The 24887-nt window shown below is 40.2% G+C and carries 19 protein-coding genes; 13 read left to right on the forward strand and 6 right to left on the reverse strand.

The features are described 5' to 3' along the window. Positions 1-256 precede the first annotated feature (256 nt). Positions 257-1795, reverse strand: a complete 1539-nt coding sequence (gene amaB, locus WG905_RS02645; protein ID WP_339590147.1) for an L-piperidine-6-carboxylate dehydrogenase — start codon at positions 1793-1795, stop codon at positions 257-259. A gap of 327 nt (positions 1796-2122) precedes the next feature. On the opposite strand from amaB, the gene WG905_RS02650 reads away from it, so the two are divergent. The 6 genes from WG905_RS02650 (at position 2123) to WG905_RS02675 (ending at position 7408) form a co-directional block, all read left to right on the forward strand. Then, positions 2123-3526, forward strand: coding sequence for a tetratricopeptide repeat protein (locus WG905_RS02650; RefSeq protein WP_339590148.1), 1404 nt, complete (start codon positions 2123-2125; stop codon positions 3524-3526). Between the two features lie 64 nt (positions 3527-3590). Continuing rightward, complete coding sequence (locus WG905_RS02655) at positions 3591-4358, forward strand: phosphosulfolactate synthase (RefSeq protein ID WP_339590149.1); 768 nt, start codon at positions 3591-3593, stop codon at positions 4356-4358. A gap of 8 nt (positions 4359-4366) precedes the next feature. Next, the gene (locus tag WG905_RS02660; protein WP_339590150.1) at positions 4367-5125 is read left to right on the forward strand and encodes a shikimate dehydrogenase family protein; all 759 of its coding nucleotides are present in this window, start codon (positions 4367-4369) and stop codon (positions 5123-5125) included. Positions 5126-5136: 11 nt separating this feature from the next. Beyond that, entirely contained in the window at positions 5137-5772 is a 636-nt protein-coding gene (locus WG905_RS02665) for an MBL fold metallo-hydrolase (protein WP_339590151.1), read from the forward strand. Between the two features lie 23 nt (positions 5773-5795). Continuing rightward, positions 5796-7028 (forward strand): ABC transporter permease, encoded by a 1233-nt coding sequence (locus WG905_RS02670; protein WP_339590152.1) that lies wholly within the window; start codon positions 5796-5798, stop codon positions 7026-7028. A gap of 2 nt (positions 7029-7030) precedes the next feature. Next, positions 7031-7408 carry a hypothetical protein gene (locus tag WG905_RS02675; RefSeq protein ID WP_339590153.1) on the forward strand — a complete coding sequence of 126 codons (378 nt, stop codon included), beginning with the start codon at positions 7031-7033 and terminating at the stop codon, positions 7406-7408. Here the strand turns inward: WG905_RS02675 and WG905_RS02680 are convergent. Both WG905_RS02680 and mqnB read right to left on the reverse strand, forming a co-directional pair. Next, positions 7405-8256 carry a menaquinone biosynthesis family protein gene (locus tag WG905_RS02680; protein ID WP_339590154.1) on the reverse strand — a complete coding sequence of 284 codons (852 nt, stop codon included), beginning with the start codon at positions 8254-8256 and terminating at the stop codon, positions 7405-7407. The genes WG905_RS02675 and WG905_RS02680 overlap by 4 nt on opposite strands. A 34-nt stretch (positions 8257-8290) precedes the next feature. Beyond that, entirely contained in the window at positions 8291-8923 is a 633-nt protein-coding gene (gene mqnB / locus WG905_RS02685; protein ID WP_339590155.1) for a futalosine hydrolase, read from the reverse strand. 74 nt (positions 8924-8997) lie between these two features. Here mqnB and WG905_RS02690 point away from each other — a divergent pair, with 74 nt between their 5' ends. The 4 genes from WG905_RS02690 to WG905_RS02705 all read left to right on the forward strand — a co-directional run bounded on the left by WG905_RS02690 (position 8998) and on the right by WG905_RS02705 (position 14676). Further along, on the forward strand, positions 8998-9408 hold the full coding sequence (locus WG905_RS02690) for a 6-pyruvoyl trahydropterin synthase family protein (RefSeq protein ID WP_339590156.1): 411 nt from the start codon (positions 8998-9000) through the stop codon (positions 9406-9408). Beyond that, positions 9389-10051 (forward strand): GTP cyclohydrolase I FolE, encoded by a 663-nt coding sequence (gene folE / locus WG905_RS02695; protein WP_339590157.1) that lies wholly within the window; start codon positions 9389-9391, stop codon positions 10049-10051. The genes WG905_RS02690 and folE overlap by 20 nt, the downstream gene beginning before the upstream one ends. A gap of 6 nt (positions 10052-10057) precedes the next feature. Further along, positions 10058-10942 (forward strand): ACP S-malonyltransferase, encoded by an 885-nt coding sequence (gene fabD / locus WG905_RS02700; protein WP_339590158.1) that lies wholly within the window; start codon positions 10058-10060, stop codon positions 10940-10942. A gap of 92 nt (positions 10943-11034) precedes the next feature. Then, positions 11035-14676: a sensor histidine kinase gene (locus WG905_RS02705; protein WP_339590159.1), complete on the forward strand. Its 3642-nt coding sequence runs from the start codon at positions 11035-11037 to the stop codon at positions 14674-14676. Positions 14677-14697: 21 nt separating this feature from the next. Here WG905_RS02705 and WG905_RS02710 read toward each other — a convergent pair whose 3' ends face one another. After that, the gene (locus tag WG905_RS02710) at positions 14698-15606 is read right to left on the reverse strand and encodes a DUF8428 domain-containing protein (RefSeq protein WP_339590160.1); all 909 of its coding nucleotides are present in this window, start codon (positions 15604-15606) and stop codon (positions 14698-14700) included. A gap of 175 nt (positions 15607-15781) precedes the next feature. Here WG905_RS02710 and WG905_RS02715 point away from each other — a divergent pair, with 175 nt between their 5' ends. Beyond that, a complete protein-coding gene (locus WG905_RS02715) occupies positions 15782-17317 on the forward strand; it encodes a glycoside hydrolase family 10-like protein (RefSeq protein ID WP_339590161.1) in 1536 nt (511 codons plus the stop codon). 90 nt (positions 17318-17407) lie between these two features. Here the strand turns inward: WG905_RS02715 and WG905_RS02720 are convergent, their stop codons facing one another. Together WG905_RS02720 and WG905_RS02725 are read right to left on the reverse strand one after the other, a co-directional pair. Further along, a complete protein-coding gene (locus WG905_RS02720) occupies positions 17408-18550 on the reverse strand; it encodes an acyltransferase family protein (protein WP_339590162.1) in 1143 nt (380 codons plus the stop codon). Positions 18551-18662: 112 nt separating this feature from the next. Continuing rightward, positions 18663-19409: a DeoR/GlpR family DNA-binding transcription regulator gene (locus WG905_RS02725; protein ID WP_339590163.1), complete on the reverse strand. Its 747-nt coding sequence runs from the start codon at positions 19407-19409 to the stop codon at positions 18663-18665. 239 nt (positions 19410-19648) lie between these two features. Here WG905_RS02725 and WG905_RS02730 point away from each other — a divergent pair, with 239 nt between their 5' ends. Both WG905_RS02730 and WG905_RS02735 read left to right on the forward strand, forming a co-directional pair. Beyond that, positions 19649-23050, forward strand: a complete 3402-nt coding sequence (locus WG905_RS02730; protein ID WP_339590164.1) for a SusC/RagA family TonB-linked outer membrane protein — start codon at positions 19649-19651, stop codon at positions 23048-23050. A gap of 17 nt (positions 23051-23067) precedes the next feature. After that, positions 23068-24876, forward strand: a complete 1809-nt coding sequence (locus tag WG905_RS02735) for a RagB/SusD family nutrient uptake outer membrane protein (protein ID WP_339590165.1) — start codon at positions 23068-23070, stop codon at positions 24874-24876. Positions 24877-24887 lie beyond the last annotated feature (11 nt).

The following is a 24887-nucleotide window of genomic DNA, read 5'->3' on the forward strand; positions in this document are numbered from 1 at the left end:
GCTATGTCTAATTGTTCAGCTTTAGCTCATTTTTTACACATTAACTGTAAATGAGGGGATGATTGGCTGAACAATACAGAGACAATACAGATAAGTTGGGAGAAGGAGGGATTTGACAGGTAATTGACACCGGCCTGGAATGGCTTTTCCGGTAGGAGGTCGGTAACAGGTCCCTCGCAGGTCGCCGTTAGCGCAGCGTTACCTGTAATCGTACCATCACTGTTCCTTAATGTTACAGCGATGGTACGATAAATTATTAGATATGGAATTTTATCCCTTGTGCAAGGGGTAAAGTGTTTGAGTAATTAATGGTATTTGTTTGTCTACGCATATAGCCTTTCCAGGCATCAGAGCCACTCTCCCTACCACCACCGGTTTCCTTTTCGCCACCAAAAGCGCCACCTATTTCAGCCCCTGAAGTGCCTATATTCACGTTAGCAATCCCGCAATCAGCGCCTGCTACAGAAAGAAACTGCTCGGCTTCCCTCAGGTTTAAAGTCATAATGGCTGATGATAAGCCCTGTGGTACACCATTTTGTAAAGCAATCGCTTCGTCCAGGGTTTTGTACTTAATCAAATATAAAATAGGGGCAAAGGTTTCCTCCTGCACAATATCGAAATGATTTTCTACTTCGGCTACGCAAGGTTTCACATAACAGCCTGAGGTATAGGCTCCGCCCTCCAGCACGCCGCCTTCTACAATAAAGTTGGCGCCTTCTTTTTTACCTTTTTCTATCGCTTTCAAATACATATCGACCGCTGCAGTATCGATGAGCGGCCCAACATGGTTATTCTGATCCAAAGGATCGCCGATTTTTAACTGCCCGTACGCCTTCACTATTTTATCTCTGAAAGTATCATAGATATCCTCGTGAATAATTAAGCGCCTGGTGGAGGTACAGCGCTGACCAGCAGTTCCAACTGCACCAAAAACAGCACCAATTAAGGACATGTCCAGGTCGGCATCCTTGGAAATGATAATGGCATTGTTTCCGCCAAGTTCTAAAATGGACTTTCCAAAGCGGCTAGCTACGGCCCCAGCAACGATGCGGCCAATGCGGGTGGAGCCGGTAAATGATATTAATGATATACGTTTATCGTGGTTAAGCTGGTCACCGATGGCGTTGCCAATCAGCAGACTGCTAACGCCTTCGGGCATTTCGTTTGCTGCAAGCACATCTGCCAGAATCTTCTGGCAGGCAATAGCACATACTGGTGTTTTTGAGGAAGGCTTCCAAACACATACGTTTCCACAAACCAGCGCCAGCGCGGTGTTCCAGCTCCACACCGCCACAGGGAAATTGAAAGCGGAAATAATCCCTACAATGCCCAGTGGGTGCCATTGCTCATACATCCTATGGTTAGGGCGCTCAGAGTGCATGGTCAAACCATACAATTGTCTGGACAAGCCAACAGCAAAATCACAAATGTCAATCATCTCCTGCACTTCTCCCAGGCCTTCCTGCAGGCTTTTTCCCATCTCATAAGATACCAGGGTGCCAAGGTCTTCCTTGTTTTTGCGAAGGGCATCGCCTAGCTGGCGAATGATATCACCGCGCTTTGGTGCAGGTACATGACGCCAGAACAAATACGCCTGTTCAGCTGTTTTTATTACACTTTCATAGTTTTCTGCCGTAGCAACGCTGATGCTTGCAATTTTTTTTCCATCAACTGGCGAATAACTAGTGATGGTCTCCGCATTTGGAGCTGTACCAGTGTCACTGCCAGTGCTGTAAGCAGGATTATTTTCTAAAATACCTAAATTTTTTAATACTCTACTGATCTCTTTTTGCATAGTTATGGAGTGGTTTTTACAAACAAAATGATATAAACAAAGATGCTCTTTTGTGGCCTATAAAAAAATAGATAGCTTATTTTCTTGACCCCTGAATTACCCTATTTAAGATTAAGTTTTGTTCTTTTGTACCTAATTCTGAACAATCTGTGTGCGTTAATAATAATGTGACAAACATTTAAGCGGCTGTAAATTACGATTTTAACAGTAACCTGTCTGAGGGGGCGTTTAATTGTTGAAAATTAATTCACCATTTTACGTTTAAATAACGTAAACTTATAATGAGTTTTTAAAAAAAGAGGATCTGTTCTTTAATTAGTCTTATACATGGAAGAGGAATATTACTTTGATTTTAGTGATGATGCGCAGCGTTCTGTTGAACGTTATGAGGAGATGATACGGAACCAGGATCAGTATTTTTTTGATGCCCAGGCTTTTGAAAATATTATTGATAATTATATTGATAAAAGTGATCCTGTTAAAGCGCTTCAGGTAATTGAATATGCCCTAAATCAACATCCTTATGCCGCTGTGTTTCTGGTAAAACAAGCGCAGTTATTTTTTATTATCGACCAGATAGACCGTGCATTTGTAGCACTGGAAAAGGCAGAAATGCTGGAGCCTTCTGAAGCCGAAATTTATATCTTAAGAGGAAATATATACAGTAGTCTGGATCAGCATCCCCTTGCCCTGGAAAATTTCCAGAAGGCACTGGAATTTGCTGAAGCCACAGATGATATTCTATTGCAAATAGCTTATGTCTATCAGAATATGCTGGACTATGAAAATGCTATTGTTTATATCAAGCAAAGCCTGGAACAGAATATGGAAAACAAAGACGGTTTGTATGAACTGGCTTTTTGTTATGACATTCTGGACAAGCAGGAGGAAAGCATCCAGTTCTATAAGGAATATATAGACAATGATCCTTATTCCTATGCGGCATGGTACAATTTAGCCAATTCATACCATAAGATGGATTTGTTTGAGAAAGCGATCGATGCTTATGACTATGCAATTTTAATTAAAGATAATTTTGCATCCGCTTATTATAATAAGGGTAATGCTTTGGTGCAACTGGATCGTTTTGCCGAGGCCATTGAAGTTTACAAGCAAACTTTCGAATACGAGAAACCCAATGCCGATACTTATTGTGCCATCGGCGAATGTTATGAGAAGCTAGAGCTCATGGATGAGGCCCGTTCTTATTATAAAAAATCTGTAAAGATGGATCCGAAGATGGCTGATGCCTGGTTTGGAATTGGTGTAACGCTTAATTTTGAGGAGCGTTTCTTTGAGTCACTGCATTTTTACAAAAAAGCCCTTGACCTTGATGCGGAGAATCCTGATTTCTGGTTTGCCATGGCAGATGCCTATTATAAATTAGGTCAGATAGAAAAATCCATCGAGTGTTATGATAAGGTCCTGGAGCATAATCCCCTGGATGTAGAAGCCTGGCTGGATTATTCTACCGTGCTTTATGAGCAGGGCAGACTGCTGGAAGCATCAGAAATTATAGCGGATGGTATCAAAAATAATCCTGATGCTGCAGAGCTTTACTATAGAATGGTAGCCTATTTATTTGCTTTAAAACAAGGTGATGATGGTTTCATTTACCTGGAGACTGCATTGAGTATTGAGCCTGAAAAACATTATATTTTGTTTGAGTACCTCCCTCAATTACAAGATAATGGGCTGATTTTAGAGGTCATTAACAGGTATATAAAATAAAAAGCATTCTTTTATTGAATCAGCCTGTAAAAACAGCCTATTTTTTTTCACCTTTGCAGAATATATGAACTATCCTTTAAATAATATACCAGAACGTCCAGTTAAACCTCGTCAAAAAGGGATAACCATGGTAATGGACAAAGGCTTAAGCTTAAGACAGACAGAAGATTTTATTGATGTAGCGGGTTTACATACCGATATTGTTAAATTAGGTTGGGCAACTTCTTTCGTTACGCCCAATTTAAAAGAAAAATTAGCCATCTATAAAAGTGCAGGCATCCCTACTTATTTTGGTGGTACCTTATTCGAAGCTTTTGTAATCAGGAACCAATTTGATGATTATTGCAGGGTGTTGGATCAATTTGGAATGGAATACGCTGAAGTGTCTGACGGTTCAATCAATATTGAGCATGAAGAAAAACTAGAGTTTATTGCCAAACTGGCTAAACAAGTAACGGTGATCTCTGAAGTAGGTTCTAAAGATGCAAAGAAAGTTTTTGCTCCCTATAAATGGATCAAACTGATGAGTGCCGAAATTGAAGCTGGTTCCTGGAAAGTTATCGCTGAAGCCAGAGAAGGTGGAAATGTAGGTATCTACAGGGATTCAGGTGAAGTGAGAGAAGGTCTTGTAGACGAAATTCTTACGCAAATTCCTGAAGAAACGATTATCTGGGAAGCACCTCAAAAAGAACAACAGGTTTGGTTTATTAAGCTGATTGGCAGTAATGTAAACCTGGGTAATATTGCCCCCTCAGAAGTTATTCCATTAGAAACCATTCGTTTAGGGTTGAGGGGAGACACATTTGATTATTTCCTTAATTTAACTAAATAAGCCATACAATGGTTTCAAGAACATTTGGACTGATCGGTTATCCATTATCACATTCTTTTTCTAAAAAGTATTTTACAGAAAAATTTGTTCGTGAAGGGATTTCCGGGTGCCAATATGAACTGTTTCCTATTGAATCTGTTGACTTGATTGTAAACTTGCAACAGGAAAACAGCCAGCTTGAAGGCTTAAATGTTACCATTCCTTATAAAGTAACCGTTATCCCCTTTCTGGATGAGCTGGAAGAAGCAGCTGCATTTATTGGCGCGGTGAATTGTATTTCCATACAGCGCAAGGGTGAGCGTCCTTTCTTGAAGGGGTTTAACACCGATGCTTACGGTTTTGAAGAATCCCTCAAGCCTTTGTTGGCCTCCCATCACCAGAAAGCTTTAATTTTTGGCAATGGCGGTGCGGCTAAAGCGGTTAAATATGTGCTGCAGAAACTGGGTATCCCTTTCCTTGTAGTTACCAGGGCGACAACTGTAACGTCTATTGGTTATGAGGATGTTACAGAAGAAATATTACAGGAATACAGCGTTTTAATAAATACTACACCTTTGGGGATGGCTCCAAATGTAAATAGCTTTCCCGCTATTCCCTATCAATTCCTGGATCACCGGCATTTGTCCTATGATTTAGTGTACAATCCTGAGGAAACTCAATTCCTGCAGCTGTCGAAAGAAAGGGGTGCTGTGACTAAAAATGGAATGGAAATGCTGGAATTACAGGCAGAACGCTCCTGGGCTATTTGGAATGAATCAACCTATTAGAAGAACAACAAATGATCAATATCAAACAATTTACTTTTAATGCTTATCAGGAGAACTCCTATGTACTCTATGATGAAACAGGAGAATGTGTGATCATTGATCCTGGAATGTACGAGTCATTTGAACAGAACGAACTTGTCGCCTTTGTTAAACAGCAGCAATTAACACCCGTAGCCTTGTTGAACACCCATTGTCACTTGGATCATGTATTCGGTAATAAATTTGTGTTTGAGCAATGGGGCTTAAAACCCCGGTTCCACCACGGTGAATTACAGATCCTTCATGCCATTCCGGGTTATGCCCCGGGCATGGGTTTCCGTTATGATTTATCGCCGGATCCTGAGGTGTTTCTGGAAGAAACGGATGTTGTTAAATTTGGCAACAGCGAGTTGGAAATTATTCTTGCTCCCGGCCATTCTCCAGCGCATTTATGCTTTTACGCCAGGGAAGAGAACTTTTTGATAGGCGGAGATGTTTTATTCTACGGCAGCATTGGTAGAACCGACCTGCCCGGAGGAAATCATGCACAATTGCTGCAAAGTATCAGAGAAAAATTATTTATCTTACCTGCTGATTGCAAGGTTTATCCTGGTCATGGAAATTCCACGCTCATCGGTTATGAGAAAGAAAATAATCCGTTTTTCTAACAGTTGTTAAGCCACACCTTATCGTGAATACACCATTTTATATTGCTCGCAGGTATCTTTTTGCTAAAAAATCGACAAATGCGATTAATATCATCTCTACTATTTCGGTACTGGGTGTATTTGTAGGGAGTGCGGCGCTTTTTATTATCCTTTCTGTTTTTAATGGTTTTGAAGAGGTGGTGCTAAAAATGTATAACACATTTACACCTCACCTGGTGATTGCGCCGGCCCAAGGCAAAACCTTTGACCCCCGCACGCCGGAGTTTCAGCGGCTTGAAAAGGATCCGAGAATATTTTCTTATACGGAGGTGCTCGCTGAAAATGCCTTGTTAAGGTATGGCGATAGGCAGTCTGTGGGTTTAGTAAAAGGAGTGAGTGCGGGCTATTTAAAAAATCCCAGCCTGGACACCATCACCATACAGGGTGAGTTTGTGCTGAATAACAAAAGCGGCTCAAATGCAGTGATTGGTTCTGCTATTCAGAACTACCTCATGATCAATACCAATGATCCTTTTACTCCGCTGCAGATATTTTCACCTAAAAAAGGCCGCAAGACAAGTTCTCCAAATCCTGCAGATGATTTTACGGTGGCTACCATTCCTGTGTCCGGTGTTTTTGAAGTGCAGCAGGACTTTGATAACATCACCATCGTACCTTTATCTTTTGCAAGGGAGTTGCTCCAGGAGGATAGCAATGTTTCCTATATTGAAATTAACCTCAACAACGGCATAAACGCAGATTCCTTTAAGCAAGAGATCGAAAAACAGATTAATAAAGGTTTTGTTGTTAAAGACAGGCTGCAACAGAACCAGGTGCTTTATAATATTTTAGGTTCTGAAAAATGGGCTGTATATATCATACTTACATTCGTATTAATTATAGCTATTTTCAATATTATTGGATCTTTAACGATGCTCGTTCTCGATAAATTAAAAGATATTGCTATTTTAAGCAGCCTGGGAGCCGGCAAGACCTTAATTAAGCGTATATTTCTATTTGAGGGAATGATGATTACAATGACAGGCTGTATATTTGGTCTGCTGGTGGGATTGCTCTTTTGTGTAGCCCAACAGGAATATGGCTTCGTAAAAATGTCAGAAGATAATTTGATGATACCTAATGCTTACCCTGTAGCAATTAAATGGATAGATTTATTACTTGTATTTTTTACCGTAACTATATTTTCTTTTGTAGCTTCAGCTTTGTCTGCAAACCTGAGCGTAAAGAAGATCAATCAAATTAATAAAGACCTTTAATCATGAAGAACATCAGAATCATAACAATATTGTCGATTGTTGTTTCCATTGTAGTTGCAGCATGTACAGCTAATGTTGACGAAAATACGGAAAGTGATACCATGATCATCAAAGGTTTATATAGTTATGGGCCGGAAATTAAATCATTTACTGATTGTGTAGATGGCAGGGAATTTTGGGTAACAGACAGTGCAAAGACCCTTGAATTAGCCTACACAGAACTTAACTTCGAAAAACCATATTTACCTGTTTACATAGAGGTAGAAGGCCGGATTGTGAAATCTGACAGCTTAACGGTGAATGCAAATTTTGACTCTACGCTTGTAGTGACTAAAGTGCTCAAAATTACAAAGGAAATTCCTGATGGTGCCTGTAACTAAACTGTTTCCTGGTTAACGTATATATTTGCTGGAATCCGGGGGATTACATTTTTCGCCTGTGCCATTTCAAACAGGGTATTTATGGCTTTACGGCCTTCAGCACCCAAATTAACAGAATATTGGTTGACATACAGTTCAATGTGCTGGTACATAACTGATTCCTCCATTTCCTGTGAATGTTCACGAATAAAATCAATGCCTGATTTAGGGTTGGCAAAAGCATATTCTACAGATTTGCGCAGGACGCGGTTCACTTTATCCTGTATTTCCCAATCAAGGTTTCTATTGACTACAATTCCACCCAGGGGGATGGCACAGCCAGTGAGCCCTTCCCAGTAATTGCCCAGGTCAACAATTTTGTGCAAACCTTTGTTTCCGTAGGTAAACCTGTTTTCGTGGATGATCAGCCCTGCATCTATCCTGTCGTTTAACACAGCATCTTCAATTTCTGAGAAAACCAGCTCCTGCTTATTGGTGAGCTGAGGATAGGCAATGCCCAATAAGAAATTTGCCGTTGTGTACTGACCGGGAATACCGACTTTTAAGTCGGCCGGAAGTTCCTCCATTTGCAGCAGTTCTTTATTTTTACAGATTAACAAAGGGCCAACACCAAAACCAAGCGCACTGCCCGCGTCCAGCAGGGCATATTGTTCCAGGACATAAGCCATGGCATGGAAACTTAATTTAGTTACATCCAGCTGCCCCTTCATGGCTTTATGGTTCAACGTTTCCACATCATCAAAGGACACTTCAAATGTTAAACCTTCGGTATCTATTTTGTGGTGAATCAGTGCATCAAATATAAAAGTATCATTTGGGCATGGGGAGAATCCTAGCGTAAGTTTCATTGGGTAAATTTAAGGATTGAAATAAGCGGGACCGTTATTCATTTGTCAAAAATTCAATTGCCCAATCATCGAGGTTTTTCAGGGCCAGACCTATATTCCAGGCCGCTTTATTGCGTTCCTCCACGTAATTGGAGATGCTCCTCACCTGTATGCAGGGTATAAAAGCTTGTTCGCAGGCATAAAACACCGCCGCTCCCTCCATACTTTCTGTAATGGGGTTTAGCCGCTCTTTTACTTTCCTGATGTGCTCAAGGTTGCCGTGAACCGTATTCACCGTGATTCCATTTCCCCAGGGAAGGTGGCTCAACGCTTCATAATCAGGCCCAAGGCTGCTTTCAAATTTGCTCTTACCCAGGCCAAGCTGGTCGATAGATAGGAAAGCCTCTTTATCTTCTGCCCCAAGTTCAGAAAATTCATCAGCAATGATGTTCAGGACCGTTCCCAGTGGTACAGTAGGGTCAAAACAACCCGCTATGCCCAAATTGAGGACCAGGTTATAATCCGCAGACAGGTGTTTGCCAAGCGCAAAAGCCGTAGCGGTCATCCCCACCCCTGTAATTAAAATATCAAAGGCGGGTGCTTGAACAAAGGCAGCGGGTGGCAGGTCGAAATGTTTATAAACCCCTGCAATTTCATTAATGGTTGCAGCAACAACAAGTGTCTTCATTTATCTAAGGTATTAAATTGCTTATAAATCATAGTTAAACCTTTCTGTGTATATTTGTAATCAATTTAGAAAAAATGATTTATATAACACGCAAAGCATCTTTTAATGCTGCACATAAATTAGCCAGACCCGATTGGTCTGATGAGGAAAATGCAGCGGTATTTGGTAAGTGTGCTAATCCAAACTGGCACGGACATAATTACCAGCTATATGTTACTGTTAAAGGGGAAATTAATCCCGAAACAGGGTTTCTTGTTGATCTAAAATGGTTGAAAGAGATTACCAATACGGTTGTAGTCGACAAGATTGACCACAAAAATCTTAATATTGATGTGGACTTTATGGAAGGCAAGCTTGCTTCTACAGAAAACCTGGCTATAGCTGTTTGGGATGAGTTATTGCCTCATATTCAACAAGGTGGGGCACAATTACATAGTATTAAAATTTTTGAAACTGAAAATAATTATGTTGAATACTTCGGATAAAACCACAATAGACAATAAAAACCTGAAGTTCGCTGAGGAAGAGCAGGAAGGTTATATAAAAATTGACCGTTACAATGAAAGTAAAATAACGTCAATCGCTGCGCATTACAAGGATATTTTGTCCCAGATCGGCGAGGATCCTGAAAGGGAAGGGTTGCATAAAACACCGGAACGTGTGGCAAAGGCCTTGCAGTTTCTTACGCATGGTTACGATGCAAATCCTGTAGAAATGCTGAAGTCAGCCATGTTTAAGGAAGATTACAGTCAGATGGTTGTCGTTAAAGACATTGAAGTCTTCTCTATGTGTGAGCACCACATGTTGCCATTTTTTGGCAAGGCACATATTGCTTATATACCCAACGGACATATTGTAGGTTTAAGTAAAATTCCAAGGGTAGTTGATGCTTTTGCGCGCCGCTTACAGGTGCAGGAAAGGCTGACCAATGAAATCAGGGATTGTATCCAGGAAACACTGGCTCCTGCTGGTGTGGCTATTGTGATGGAATGTAAACACCTGTGCATGGCCATGCGTGGTATTCAAAAACAGAATTCGGTAACCACTACCTCCGCATTTACCGGAGAATTTGCCAAAGAAAAAACGAGAGCAGAATTTTTAAGATTAATTACAGCAAACTTACATTAGTACTTTATGAAAGCATATATATTTCCGGGCCAAGGCGCACAATTTTCTGGAATGGGGAAAGAGCTTTATGAAAATAAAGAAGCCCGTGAATTATTTGAACAAGCAAACGAGATTATTGGTTTTCGCATTAGCGATATCATGTTTTCGGGATCTGATGAAGAACTGAAACAAACCAATGTTACTCAACCGGCGATTTTTTTACATTCTGTAATTTTAGCTAAATCTATTAACGGCGATTTTAAACCTGATATGGTTGCGGGACATTCTTTAGGTGAATTTTCTGCACTGGTTGCTGCATCGGCCCTTTCGTTCGAAGACGGTTTAAGGTTAGTAATTGCCCGTGCCAATGCGATGCAGAAAGCCTGTGAAATTGAGCCTTCTACCATGGCCGCCATTCTTGGCCTTGCAGATGAAGTAGTAGAGAGAATCTGCGCTGAAATACCTGAAATAGTCGTGCCGGCAAATTACAATTGCCCTGGGCAGCTGGTGATCTCCGGAAGTATTGAAGGTATAGATATTGCTTGTCAGCGGTTAACTGAGGCAGGTGCTAAAAGAGCTTTGAAATTAAATGTAGGTGGTGCTTTTCACTCTCCTTTAATGGAGCCAGCAAGGGTGGAACTACAGGCTGCTATCGAAAACACGACTATTCTGGCACCTTTGTGCCCGATCTATCAAAACGTGGATCCAAATCCAAATACAGATCCGGCACTGATTAAATTGAATTTGATTACACAGTTAACAGGGGCCGTAAGGTGGACACAAACCGTCACCAATATGATTGCCAATGGTGCAGATGAATTTGTAGAAGTAGGGCCAGGGAATGTATTACAAGGGTTGGTTAAGAAAGTAAGCAGGGAAGTAAAAACCAGTTCCGCTACAATTACCGTTTAAAATTCATTAAATTAATTGCTGTGAGCATAGGGATAAAAATTAGGATTCTTCTCTTGATTATGGGAGTGTGCTGTGTAGTTACTGCCATAACCTTGAAGCATTCTGTTTCAAAGAAAGACCTGTTGCAACACGAAGCCCTTCAACTTCAGGAAAACCTTTCCAAGAACGAGAAGGTAGTGTTTGACCTCTTGTCTAAGAAACAAGAGGTTCAAAAAATCAAGCAATTTCATGCCAATGAAGATTTAGGGTTAAGCTTTATTGATACCTATGCTTCCAGGGGCATCAATGTTTTTACTTATAAGAACAATGAGCTGAACTTCTGGAGCTCTTACATGATGTCGCCTCCCCCTGTATACCTGATCAGGGAGGGTGCTTCCTTTATGCAGCTCTCCAATGGCTGGTATGAAGTGATCAAGAAAACTGAGGGGGATTTAATTTACGTTTTCTTAATCAGCATCAAAAACCAGTTTCTGATAGAAAATAAATTCCTTCAAAACAATTTCTCTGAAGAATTGCTTCCTTCAAACTCTTTAAGTTTAGCTTCTTTTTCAGATACCGATGTTTATGGTATAAAAAGCATTACCGGCAAGCTTCTTTTTGAGGTGAAACTCAAGCCTGATTATTCTAAAAGTTTATATGCTTCTGTAGAGGTATGGCTATGGGTCATTGGTTTGTTTTGCCTTTCCCTCTTTTTTAATGCTTTTTGCTCATGGCTGGCAAAAAAAGGCCGTTTGATGTTATCTACCCTGCTGTTGATTCTGTTCTTTTTAGTTGTACGGATCAGCGATCTGGAGTATGGATGGTTTAATTACCAGTTTGACCTGGAAATTTTCAGTCCGACAATTTATGGCGAAAGTTTCTGGCTGCCTTCTCTTGGGGATTTTTTCTTAAACGTACTTTCTATCACATGGATATGCCTCTACATATACACCTACAAAGATAAATACCAGTTTCCTTCCTGGCTAAGCAAGAATAAGGTGGCCGGAATGGCGGTCCACGTCATCATGATTCTGGTGTTTTCGGGTTTGGCTTTCCTGCTCGACCGGGTATTCTCCGGCTTAATTTATAATTCCAAAATCAATTTTGATATTACCAATATCATCAACCTGAGCTATCCGAGTTGGGTAAGTATTATCATCTTATGTTTGGTGTGGTTCAACATCTATTTGATCTGCAGTACATGCATGTTCATTAGCATGAAGTTAAATGTGACCAATAAGGAGCGGGTAATTTTATTTCTTTCGCTTTTTGTGGTTTATTTGATTTATCGGCTCAGCGTAGACTTCACTGTATTCTTTATGATCTACGCCTTGTTTTTGTATGTTTTAGGATGGAATATCTATATCCAGAAAGGGAAATTCTCGATCAGGATCTATGCAATTATCTTTTTCTGCCTGGCGATGATTTCATCTATTAAGCATATTAAATACCAGGATATCAAGGAACGCAATAAGCGGTATAACATTGCGCAAAAGCTGCAGTCGACCGACAATCCCCGGATCCTCAGCTCTATTGAAAGTTTGGAAAGAGGGGTGTCTACCGATCAATATGTACTTAGTTATTTCAGAAGCCCTACTTTCAGCAAAGTTCCAGCGCTGGAAAAACTGATCAACAAGAAATATCTAGATAGTTACCTGGCTCAGTTTGAATATAACCTTTATACATTTAATGATAATAATTCATCTTTAAAGCTGAATGAAACGGTACCCCTGGTACACTATAAAGATTTAGTACAGTCGGGATCTGTTAAAGTATCCAATTTCTTTTACCGGCTGAATGATACCTTCGGCTACCAGAGTTATTTTGGTATAATTCCCGTTTTTGGCAATAATAACATTTTGGGAACGCTAGTGATCGAATTAAAATCACAGAAATATGACTACAATAACCAGTTTCCTGAACTATTGGTAGATGGAAAAGTTAAAAGTGATGAGGATTTCAAAGCGTATTCCTTCGCCTTTTATAACCATGGTGAGCTGATCAACCAGTCGGGGAAATTCACCTATAAATTAACAGATATAGACGTTAAAGGTAAACTGGGTGAACCGGTTTATATCAATGATAAGCTTGGCTATAACCATATGGTTTACAAGCAAAGTAATTTTACTACCATTGTGATTAGTAAGGAAAAAGTATCTTATGTTTCCCGTCTGGCCATATTGTCTTTCTTTTTGCTCGTTTTCATCCTGTTCTCGGTAGCCTTATATATCTTAATCTGGCTGGTTAAAAACCTTGACGAAAGCTGGGGTGGCTGGTTCAACATTAACCGATCACTGATGATCAATGCGAACAAGATTTTATACAAAACCCGTATACAATTTTCAATTGTGTTATCCGTGGTGGCTACCTTGCTGATCGTAGGCTGGACTACCTTTTTTTATATCAGTTCTGAATACCGTAACCAGCAGGATGAAATCATCAGGGAAACGCTGCGTAAAGTCCAGTTTTCTTATGGTAAAAAGATGTACCTTACTGGAATACCGCCTGTTACTGACGAATCTATAAAAGAGTTTAATCAGTTTTCGGACATCAATTCTACCTATCTGAATCTCTTTGATTTAAAAGGCAAACTCCTTTACACCTCGATCCCGAAAATATATGATTACGGCATCCAGGCAAGAATAATGGCGCCCGATGCTTACATTCAGTTAAGTCATTTTCAGCGGTCAGAATATTTTAGTCCGGATCAGACGCTTGGCGACTTTAAGTACTCTGCTGCCTATGCGGCGATCAGGAATTCGCAGAATCAAACCATTGCCTATATTGGTGTACCTTACTATGGCAATGAAAGCGACTACCAGAGTAAAATCGGCTTATTTATCAATACCCTGATCAATATTTATGCATTGGTTTTTGTAGCTATTGGCATCCTGGCTGTTTTCCTTGCCAACCAGATCACCAATCCACTTACCTTTATCCAGGAGAGTATAAAGAAAACCAAGTTAGGGCAAAAGAACCAGCCCATCTTCTGGTCAAGGCATGATGAAATAGGCTCCTTAATTAAGGAATACAATAAAATGATTGCTGCGCTGGAGGAAAGTGCCATTAAGCTGGCCAAATCTGAAAGGGAAAGTGCCTGGCGTGAAATGGCCAAACAAGTGGCGCACGAGATTAAAAACCCGCTTACACCCTTAAAATTAGGCGTTCAGTTACTGGAGAAATCCTGGAAAGAGAAAGATCCTAATTTTGAGAAAAAATTTGAAAGGTTCAATAAATCCTTTGTTGAACAAATTGACAGCCTTGCCACCATTGCGTCCGAATTTTCAAATTTCGCGAAGATGCCGGATACCAAACTTCAAAAGTTGAAACTGATCCCCGTGGTGCAGCAGGCGAGCGATGTATTCATCAGCAATAAGAATGTCGACATTTATATTGTAGACCAAACGAACACCGATATCTTCATTATGGGTGATAAGGATCAGTTGCTGCGTACTTTTAACAACCTGTTAAAGAATGCCATCGAAGCCTCAAATGCGAGTAAGGAATGTATGATCTACATTAAGCTTAGAAATGACCAGAAAAGGGTATGGATAGAATTGTCTGACAATGGGAAAGGCATTGACTATTATTTACAGGATAAGATATTTGCGCCCAATTTCACCACCAAATCTTCTGGTACCGGGTTAGGATTGGCGTTTGTAAAACAAGCTGTTGAAAATGCCGGGGGAACCGTTGAGTTTAAATCGGTTATTGATAAAGGAACAACTTTTTACCTGAGTTTTTCTCTGGTTTAAGTCACTGGTGTAAGCTGGTGTTTATTTCAACTGGAGAGATGATTGGCCCATAGTGGCGTCATCTGCATATAAGATAACGGTATAGGTACCTTTAATAAATTCTTTGGGATTTACCCAGGCGATATTATAAGCCGCGTCATCGTCCTTAAAATCCAGTGTAATCATCTCGCTGAACTGCATTTGCTGGTTATTGGCCTGGAACATGTTATGGGCGTCAGCAATAAGGTTTCCTGCGGGATCGAAAACCCTTAAATAAATTTTGTGAAAGTCTTTTTCTGCCAGGGGGTTAGGTGCGATATGAAATTTAACAACTAATTTTTTGGCTGATTTTGCCTGGCTCACTTCAACCTGCTTACCATTATTTCTAACCCGATAGGCCGAAACCTCCATGTTGATAGCCTTAAGTGTGGAGCTGGTTTTTACCTTTTTATGGAGTTCTGTGTTTTTCTTTTCAAGCTTTCTGGCTTTTTCACTGATGATATTCACAGAGTTGATCAAGCTATCCCGTTCAGTTTTTAAAAGATCGTTTTCTGCATGCAGCTGGGCTATTTCCTCGCTGAAGTTTTTCACAAACTGTCTTAATTTCATTACTTGTTCCTGGGCATTGACCAGTTCACGCTGTGTAAATTGACTCTTTTGTAAGGCATACTTTAATTCAGCAATTTTTCCTCTAGCCAGTTTTTGTTCCTCCAGAAGTTTTTCTGTAAGTGTAGTGTTGATGACGTTAACCTTATCCAGTTCTACTTCAATTTTTTCTACTTCTAATTTTAGCCTGTCTTTCTCGGTGTTTACCGTTACAAAGCGTTCGTTCTCGTGTTTATCTCTAAAATAGAGATAGGCATTCGTACCTAATAATGCTACAATTACGATGATAAGAAAATAAATCTTATTTCGGTCGCCTGAATTACCGGAAACTTTTTGGTCTAACATTTCAAATTTATAGTCAGTTATTACGCGTAGGCTTTCCTTTGTTTGGTCAAAGAAAAGTCTAACATAAGATAAAAATATAATAAATGGTTAAAAAAACCCCAAATTTGTAACAGGTTTATAAAAAAATCGTTTAATTGCTAATATCACACACACAAGAAATCCTAAATTATTTTAAATGCTTAAGAACATCGTTTATGCAATCACCGTTGCATTGATCTTGCCTTTTACCCTGTCAGCCCAGGAAACAACAAAAAGTGCTCCAAAAAGAGAGTTCAGAGGGGTTTGGGTGGCTACAGTATCGAATATCGACTGGCCCTCCAGAGCAGGGTTAAGTGTAGATCAGCAAAAACAGGAATTTATCGGCCTATTGGAACAGCATAAAAGCAATGGCATGAACGCCATTGTTTTGCAGGTAAGACCTGCAGCAGATGCTTTTTATGCTAAATCAAGAGAACCCTGGAGCCAGTGGCTCATGGGCCGTCAAGGTGTAGCTCCTGCTGAAGGTTACGACCCGCTGGAGTTCGCCATTAAGGAAGCACATTTCAGGGGCATGGAACTACATGCCTGGTTTAATCCATACCGTGCTACAATGAACTCAAGCTCCTACATTCATAGTGACCACATGACGATCAAGCATCCGGAAATGTTTTTCACCTATGGCGGTAAAAAACAATTTGACCCGGGTTTGCCTGAGGTCAGGGAACATATTGTGCAGGTAATTTTAGATGTTGTAAAGGGGTATGATGTTGATGGTATACATTTCGATGATTATTTCTATCCCTATCCTGTTGCGGGGCAGACCATAAAAGATGCGGAAACATTTAAAAAGTATGGCCAGGAGTTTCCTAATGTAAATGACTGGCGCCGCCATAATGTGGACTTATTAATCAAGATGCTTGACGACAGCATTCACCATTATAAAAAGCATGTTAAATTCGGAATCAGCCCTTTTGGGATCTGGAAAAATAAGGCGGAAGATAATTTAGGCTCAGCAACAAATGGTCTTTCTAATTATTCTGCGCTATTTGCAGATTCCAGGAAATGGGTAATGGAGGGATGGGTAGATTACATTAACCCACAGGTTTATTTTAGCTTTTCAAGAAAAGCAGCACCTTTTGCTACTTTGATAGACTGGTGGAGCAATAACACTTATGGCCGGCACTTGTACATCGGACAGGCGGCTTACCTCGTCAACCAAAAAATGGAAGCAGCCTGGCGCTTACCTAATCAGATACCTGACCAGGTAAGGTATCTCCGGAAAAATAACCGCGTGCAGGGCAGTGTTTTCTTCAGTTCGAAATCTTTCTCTACGGTTGCCCGTGCAACAGCTGATTCTTTACGTAATGACCTTTACAAATACCCGTCATTGCCACCTCAAATGCCCTGGTTGGATGATGTAGTACCCAATGTGCCACAAAACCTGAGCATTCAAGCTAAAAATGACGGTATCTACCTGGAATGGGAGGCACCTTTGCATGCCCTGGACGGGGAAACTGCTTCAGGCTATGTAATCTATCGCTTTGATGAAGGCGAGAAGGTCGGGATCCTTAATCCGAAGAATATTCTTAAAATAAGTTTCGAGGACTATACCTCTTACATTGATACCGATATAGAAAAAGGAAAAAGGTATACTTACCTGGTTACTGCTTTAGACAGGTTAAAGAATGAGAGCATTGAAAGTGGTCCGGTAGGGGTAGAGGCGTTATTATAAAAAGAAGGTTGTATCATTGGTCGAATATAATTGATGATACAACCTCCTTTAGTTGTTGGGTAATTTTGTTTCCTGCTAAATTTCCAAACGTTAAACTTTAATAAAGATTTTTTTCCGGTACATGATGTAAAGGATCACAAACCAGAATAAGATTTGAGTAACTGCCCATGCGAGGGACGCATTGACCGGAGAAAAATAAGGGGTATAAAAACTCTGGTATAACCAGGATTGTGCACCTGTTTCTGTTCCGTCGGGCATTGTTACCTTGATCATATTTAAAGTTCGCGGCAATAAGCCTGATAGAAAAAATACGGTGATGGCATTTACACCATAAACCACAAATGGAATAGTGAACCGGGTATAGCGCTGCACGTCAATCATCCAGTAGCATAAAGCTAAAATTACCGTTGCCATACCTCCTGTATACAGCACGAAAGAACTGGTCCATAAGGCTTTGTTGATGGGGAACTGCAAGTCCCATAACAGGCCGGCAATGATGGCAGAAGTTCCTGCAGTGAACAACCACGCTACTTTTGTGGGTGCTTCAATGTCTTTACGTCTCAGGTAAAGTCCTGTGAGTACTCCAAATAATGCCGTGGCAATGGCAGGGATGGTGCTAAACAAACCTTCAGGATCCCATGTTTTCGCTGATTTATATAGATGTGCTTCCGTAAGTATGGAGCGGTCAATCCAAGCACCAAGATTGGTTTCCTTTTCCAGGTTGGGATAACCTACACCAGGCACAGGCACAAAAGTCATCATGATCCAGTAAAAGGCGAGTAATCCAATAAAGATTTTAAAGATGTTTTTCTCTGAACTTTTGAGGAAGATCAAAGTAGCAAAGAAGAACACCAAACCGATGCGTTGCAGCACCCCTGGGATCCTTACGACTTTTAAGGCCTCTATAGGATCGGTGAAAATCTTCGGGTATAGCGAAAGGAACAAGCCAAGGCCAAATAAGATGAGGGCACGTTTTAAAGCCTTTAAGATCAGTTGCCTATGCAATGCGGGATCAGCTTTTTTGCTGCCCATGGCATAAGCAATGGAAACCCCTACAATGAATAGAAAGAAGGGGAAGATTAGGTCCGTTGGTGTACATCCATGCCATGGGGCATGTTTTAATGGTGCATAAATATCTCCCCAGCTTCCCGGATTGTTAACCAGGATCATGGCTGCTACCGTAAATCCCCTGAAATAGTCTAATGATAGTAATCGTTGTGTGTTATTGTGCATGCGTATTTAAGTTCTTCTTTTAAAGTTCCTGCGGACCAAAGTGGCGTGGAGGCATTGATTAGGTTATTTGGTTGTGTGGTAAATATAGGATAGAAAACGATGAGTCCTGAAATTACATAATTTTTAATGACTTCAAATGATAGGCATCTAACAGCTGATTGTCTACATCTAATTCGGTGATCAGGAAGTTAATTTTATCCAGTGGGGCCACTTTTAGCCTTTGGGAGGTATTCAATTTTTCGGAGATGCATAATACAGCTGCATTTCTGCAGGAATTGAGCATGGTTTTTTTAAGCTGGTTGATCTCCCAGTCGGTATCTGTTAAACCATCTTCCGGGTGGAGAGCGCTGGTACCCAGGAAACATAAATCTGCCTGTATTTCTGCTAACTGGTTGATCACGTGACCTCCGTAAGTAACCTGAGAGTTTTTAGAAAATAAGCCCCCGATCAGGATCACTTCAATCTTTTCATATTTGGCGAGTTCAATGGCCACAAAAGGACTGATGGTGAAGAAAGTGGCTTCCAGGTTGGGCGGTAAAAGCTTGGCCAGCTCAATGATGGAGGTTCCGCCACCAGTCAGGATCACCATTCCGTCCTTGATCAGTTGGTTTGCTTTTTTTGCAATGATGATTTTGGCATCCTTTGCATAGACGTTAACATCATCAAAAGAACTCTGGTAAGACTTTGAAAGTGCGCCGCCGTGCACTTTAATCAGCCGGTCGTGTTCGCTTAATTCCTGAAGATCTCTTCTGATCGTATCTTCCGAAACATTTAATAACTGCACAAGATCTGAGGTCAATACTCTATTGTGTAGGTTAATTTGACGCATAATCAAATCATGTCGTTCTCTTTTCAACATTGTTTTAAGTTTTAGCTAATGTAATAATTGTGGCTAAAATAACTACTAATGCGATATGTTGCATCTTTTTGCGTGTTTATGCAATTAAATTTTGTTCACTCGGGTTAAAATAGTTCATTCTTTGTTCTATTTAGTAAAAAACATTTATCATATTTACTTCGTAAAACTTAAGACTGCGTTTTAGTGCGTGTTTGTAGGTTTACCAAAACAACAATTTATTCTAACCAATTTATTCATTTATGAAAAAAAAGCTACTCCTATTATTCTGTAGTATTATTTTGCTCGCAAGCCAAGCGTTTGCCCAGCAACTTACTGTTACGGGAAAAGTTAATTCTTCAGATGGTCCACTGCCAGGCGTTTCTGTTAAAATAAAGGGAACAAATGTGGTAAGCCAAACCACTACCAACGGAACCTACACTATTAAAGCCTCAACAAATGATGTTTTGGTTTTTAGTTATATAGGTTATACTACTTTAGAGAAAAGTGTTGGAGGCAGCACCACAATTAATGTAACCTTAGTTGAAGATTCTGAGTCACTTGAACAAGTGGTTGTGGTTGGATTCGGTACGCAAAAGAAAGAAAGTTTAACGGGTTCAGTCACCTCTGTAAATGTTGCTAAGGTATTTGGTAACCGCCCGATAACGGACGTAGGTAGAGGTCTACAGGGAGCAGTTCCGGGCCTCTCGGTAGTTGTTCCTAGTGGCGAGGTTGGCTCAGATCCAATCATTAAGATTCGTGGTCAAATAGGTTCAATCGTAGGATCGAGTAATCCCTTAATCTTGGTAGATAACGTAGAGATCCCTAGCATTCAATATATAAATCCAAATGATATCGAGAACATCAGCGTGTTAAAAGATGCTGCCTCGACCTCCATTTATGGTTCAAAAGCTGCTTTTGGTGTGGTGTTAATCACCACCAAGAAAGGAGCTAATATAGATGGAAATAAATTTACCTACTCAAACAATTTTGTTTGGCAATCTCCATTTAAAGCTATTGATATTGCTGGCATTGATGGTTTAGAATACACCTTAGATGCTCATGAAAACATGAAACAACCTGGCCCTGCTGGTGGTTTTTGGCGCATTGACAGAACGAGTTTCGATAAGATTAAAGAATGGCAGACAAACTATGCCGGCGTGATCGGTAATGATGACCCTATTGTTTACGGACGTGACTGGTCTTGGGATGGAGCTCAAAAATTCGGATATCGGATTTATGATCCAGTAGCGGCAATGGTTAAAGAGAATAATTTCTCGCAAATGCATAACCTCGGCTTAAACGGAAAAAGTGGGAATACAAGCTATAATTTAAGCGTAGGGTATTTAGGGCAAGAGGGCATGATGAAACCTGCCAAGCATGATGATTACAAAAGATTTACCCCAGCGCTAAATTTGACTACTAAAGCTACCGATTATTTAACGCTTCGTGGTGGAGTAAGATATGCAGATGCAACTAAACGAAATCCAAATTCTCTAAATGCAGATTCTTTCGCAGCAGATCCTTGGTTATATATGTATCGCTGGAGCCGCTTATTTCCAATTGGTGTGCAAGAACAAGGTGAAGATCTCATCGACCCTGCCTTTTCCGCGAGAATGTCGAACGATCAAATTCGTGCAGAAAAGTATTTAAGTTTGAATTTAGGGGCTACACTCAAAATCACCAATGCCTGGGATGTGCAAGCTGATTATGCATACAGTACGGAAAATAATTTAACAACTTCGTCTGTTCCTTATGTGAAGGGTCGGACACATTGGTATGGTGTTGAGGCTCTTAGAGATGAAAATGGTCAAGTTTATGTTGATGAAAATGGTAATGTTACCGATGCGAGTGGCATGATCGCTTACCGGTTTCCTTTAACAGATCATACCGTAAAAGCAGATACTTATTTCTCTCAAAATAATTTTAGGTCAAATCAAAACACATTAAATGTCCTAACAAATTACAATTTAAATTTAGGTAGTCATCAGTTAAAGTTTTTGCTAGGTAGTAACATTGTTTCTTACGATTTTTCTAGTCAATTTTCAACTCGGGGTAACCTGTTAAACAATGAAAATCCGCAGTATAATTTTGCTGTTGGAACTCAAACCTCAGGAGGAGGAGCAAACTGGGACTCACAAGCTGGTTTTTTTGGAAGGATTAATTATGCCTTTAAAGGTAAATACCTTTTTGAAACAAGTTTAAGACGTGATGCGACTTCTAAATTTCCAACACATTTGAGATGGAGAACTTATCCATCGGTTTCTGGAGGTTGGGTGATATCTAACGAAAGTTTTATGGAAGGTCTAAACCCTGTGTTGAGCTTTGCAAAACTTCGAGCTTCATGGGGTTCAATTGGAGATCAATCGGTACCAAATTCCTTGTATTTAGCACAGATGGGTATTGCCAAAAACTCATGGTTAGATAGTGGAGGCCTTCCTTATTATCAAATGGGCACTCCTGCTCCTATTACGCCTGATATTGCATGGCAAGATATCGAGCATATCAACCTAGGTGCTGACTTTCGATTCTTTAATAACAAGTTAGGTATCACAGCTGAAGTGTTTCAGCGGTACACTAAAAATATGATTATGGGAGGTGAAGCATTGCCTGCTACCTATGGTGCCAGCGCACCTCAGGGTAATTATGGAGATTTAAGAACTCGGGGATGGGAACTGAATTTGGATTTTAATCATCAATTTGATAATGGGCTCCGTTTAAGCGTTGATGCAAATATTGCCGATGCCGTGACCTTTATTACAAAAGGCCCTGATCATCAATCTGCTTGGGAGAATAGATTACTCAGTTCAGCTTTTTCAACGGGACGAAGATATGGTGATGTGTACGGTTTTGTAACCGATCGGTTATATCAAAAAGACGATTTTGTTTATGATGCTGACGGCAACTTCGTGCAAACAAATATTGTATATAATGGCACTAGTAAGACAACAAATCAGCTCGCTGGAAATAACCCAGTTTATCAAACTTATTTCGAAGATGGTAACCAGACGATGTTGATCAGCCCTGGAGATGTAAAGTTTGTGGACGTGAATGGCGATGGTTACATCGATGCAGGAAAAGGCACTAATGGTGATCTTGGTGATAGAGTTGTGATTGGAAATATAACACCGAGGTATCAATATGGATTGCGTTTTGGTGCCGATTTCAAAGGATTTGACTTATCCGTTTTCTTACAAGGTGTGGGTGCCAGAAAAATTTGGGGTAGTGGACAGCTGGCTATACCTGGATATTTTGCCAAAGAAGGTGCAATGCCACAGGCAATTGCTGGGAATTATTGGAAAGCAGATCGTACCGATGCCTTTTATCCAAGAGCGTGGAATATGAATGGTGCCGATGAAGGATACGTGATGAGAGCTCAAACCAGATATATGCTAGACATGTCTTACTTGAAAATAAAGAATATCACTTTTGGTTATAACATGCCTACTTCTTTACTTAAAAGGGTTAAGGTTGCGAGCGCTCGAGTATACGTTTCGTTAGAAAATTTTATCACGTTTGATAATTTGAGAGGACTACCGATTGATCCAGAAGCGATTTCAGGACATTCTATGTTACGTTCTAGTGGAAATTATAATTTAGGTCGTACAGGTACTTCAAATCCTGCATTTAAGTCGGCTTCTGCGGGGCTTCAAGTTGGTTTTTAATTTAAAGGAAGAAAGAAATGAAAATAGCATTTAAAATAGTATTCGTATTTATAGTAATCGTATTTGCGGGTTGTAAGAAATTTTTAGACCGGCCACCATTAACTTCCGAAACGGATGACACCGCTTGGACGAGCGAAGAAAAACTGCGTCTTTACGCAAACAAATATTATACAGATTTTTTTGACGGGTATGGAAATGGTTTCAATACCGCTGGTGCACCACTAGTAGGTTATACCAACAGTGATGATATGGTTGTTCAAGGAAATCAAATTAATTTTACACGTGCAGTTCCTAATAGTTCTATTTGGAGCTATACGATTATCCGCTCGATTAACATCATGTTAGATCGAGTAGAAACTGAAATGTCAGATGTTTTGTCACCTAGCGCCAAGGCACATTGGACAGGTATTGGCCGGTTTTTCAGAGCATTTAGGTATTCAGAGTTGGTGCAGGCCTACGGAGATGTTCCTTACTATACAAGAGAGGTAAATAATACAGAACTTGAGGAATTGTACAAGCCGAGAACATCGCGTAATGAAGTAATGGACGGGGTGTATGACGATTTTAAATTTGCACTTCAAAACGTTCGTTTAGAGGATGGAAGCCAAAACGTAAACAGATATATTGTTGCAGGTTTTATCTCTAGATTGGCGTTAACAGAAGGAACTTGGCAAAAATATTATTACAAGAATAACGAACAGGCCAAAAAATTTTTAGAGCTGGCTGTAGAAGCTGCTGAATTGAATATTTCAAGTGGCAAATACGATATTAACACCGATTATAAAACGCTGTTTACTTCTAAAGAGCTAAAGGGTAATAAAGAATGTATATTATATAGAAATTATGATCCTGCTGCGGGCGTTACACACGCAATTGCATCTTACGGCAATTTAGCAGAATCGACGCTTAACGGTCCTACTTCAGACTTAATTAAATCATATATTCTTACTACTGGCGAAGTGTGGCAAAATGCAAGTACTGCAAATGCATCTTTTAGTTTGGATAATATGATCGTAACGCGTGATTCCAGATTTGAAGCGACTTTTTACAGTAAACCTAGTGCACTCAATAAAGGTTCGTATTACTACATTACGAAATTTTTACCTCGAGAAGTAGAAAAACGCACACAAGTGGACCTACTTGGGATGCCACCTGAATTTACAGGGGATAAAAATGAAACTGATGCCCCGGTATTACGCTATGCAGAAGTGTTGTTAAATTGGATAGAAGCTAAGGCTGAATTGGATAATCTAGGTGGCGCTGCAATCACACAAGGTGATATAGATAGATCAATCAATAAAATCAGAAGTAGGCCTTTGGCGCCAGAGGCGATAGCTAAAGGCGTAACAAAAACTGCCGCACTTAGTTTAGCAGCTATTCCAGCAGATCCAAGTAGAGATCCAGAAGTTTCTGCTTTATTATGGGAGATCAGAAGGGAGCGACGAATGGAGTTTGCCTTTGAGATTTTGCGTTTGGCAGATTTAAAGAGATGGTCTAAATTGGAATATATGGACAATAACCTGAACACGGATTTAATATCTGGCGGATGGGTTAATTTTCCTTCACAACTCCCAGGCGTTTTAACTGCTGCAAATATTGGTAAAATTGCTGTCGTAAGCTTAACTGGAACGCAGACCGTTTACAATGGAACCAACGGTGCAGCCATGGTCGGTTTTTACAAAAGCCCTGATAATAAAGGCCGTTTGCCATTCCTGAATCAAGCAAATATTAATCCATATTTATTGCCCGTTGGTCTTGTACAAATCGACGATTATGCGGCCAGAGGATATAAATTGTTGCAGACACAAGGATGGCCACAGAACTAAATTTTATAATC

It is taken from the genome of Pedobacter immunditicola (assembly GCF_037482985.1).
Classification (GTDB): domain Bacteria; phylum Bacteroidota; class Bacteroidia; order Sphingobacteriales; family Sphingobacteriaceae; genus Pedobacter; species Pedobacter immunditicola.

Coding starts and splice junctions, on each gene's coding strand:
- mqnB (WP_339590155.1), bottom strand. CDS start 8,923: ATGAAGACACTTGTTGTTGCTGCAACCATTAATGAAATTGCAGGGGTT.
- WG905_RS02690 (WP_339590156.1), top strand. CDS start 8,998: ATGATTTATATAACACGCAAAGCATCTTTTAATGCTGCACATAAATTA.
- WG905_RS02650 (WP_339590148.1), top strand. CDS start 2,123: ATGGAAGAGGAATATTACTTTGATTTTAGTGATGATGCGCAGCGTTCT.
- folE (WP_339590157.1), top strand. CDS start 9,389: ATGTTGAATACTTCGGATAAAACCACAATAGACAATAAAAACCTGAAG.
- WG905_RS02730 (WP_339590164.1), top strand. CDS start 19,649: ATGAAAAAAAAGCTACTCCTATTATTCTGTAGTATTATTTTGCTCGCA.
- WG905_RS02715 (WP_339590161.1), top strand. CDS start 15,782: ATGCTTAAGAACATCGTTTATGCAATCACCGTTGCATTGATCTTGCCT.
- WG905_RS02710 (WP_339590160.1), bottom strand. CDS start 15,606: ATGTTAGACCAAAAAGTTTCCGGTAATTCAGGCGACCGAAATAAGATT.
- WG905_RS02660 (WP_339590150.1), top strand. CDS start 4,367: ATGGTTTCAAGAACATTTGGACTGATCGGTTATCCATTATCACATTCT.
- WG905_RS02735 (WP_339590165.1), top strand. CDS start 23,068: ATGAAAATAGCATTTAAAATAGTATTCGTATTTATAGTAATCGTATTT.
- WG905_RS02675 (WP_339590153.1), top strand. CDS start 7,031: ATGAAGAACATCAGAATCATAACAATATTGTCGATTGTTGTTTCCATT.
- WG905_RS02680 (WP_339590154.1), bottom strand. CDS start 8,256: ATGAAACTTACGCTAGGATTCTCCCCATGCCCAAATGATACTTTTATA.
- fabD (WP_339590158.1), top strand. CDS start 10,058: ATGAAAGCATATATATTTCCGGGCCAAGGCGCACAATTTTCTGGAATG.
- WG905_RS02665 (WP_339590151.1), top strand. CDS start 5,137: ATGATCAATATCAAACAATTTACTTTTAATGCTTATCAGGAGAACTCC.
- WG905_RS02655 (WP_339590149.1), top strand. CDS start 3,591: ATGAACTATCCTTTAAATAATATACCAGAACGTCCAGTTAAACCTCGT.
- amaB (WP_339590147.1), bottom strand. CDS start 1,795: ATGCAAAAAGAGATCAGTAGAGTATTAAAAAATTTAGGTATTTTAGAA.
- WG905_RS02725 (WP_339590163.1), bottom strand. CDS start 19,409: ATGTTGAAAAGAGAACGACATGATTTGATTATGCGTCAAATTAACCTA.
- WG905_RS02720 (WP_339590162.1), bottom strand. CDS start 18,550: ATGCACAATAACACACAACGATTACTATCATTAGACTATTTCAGGGGA.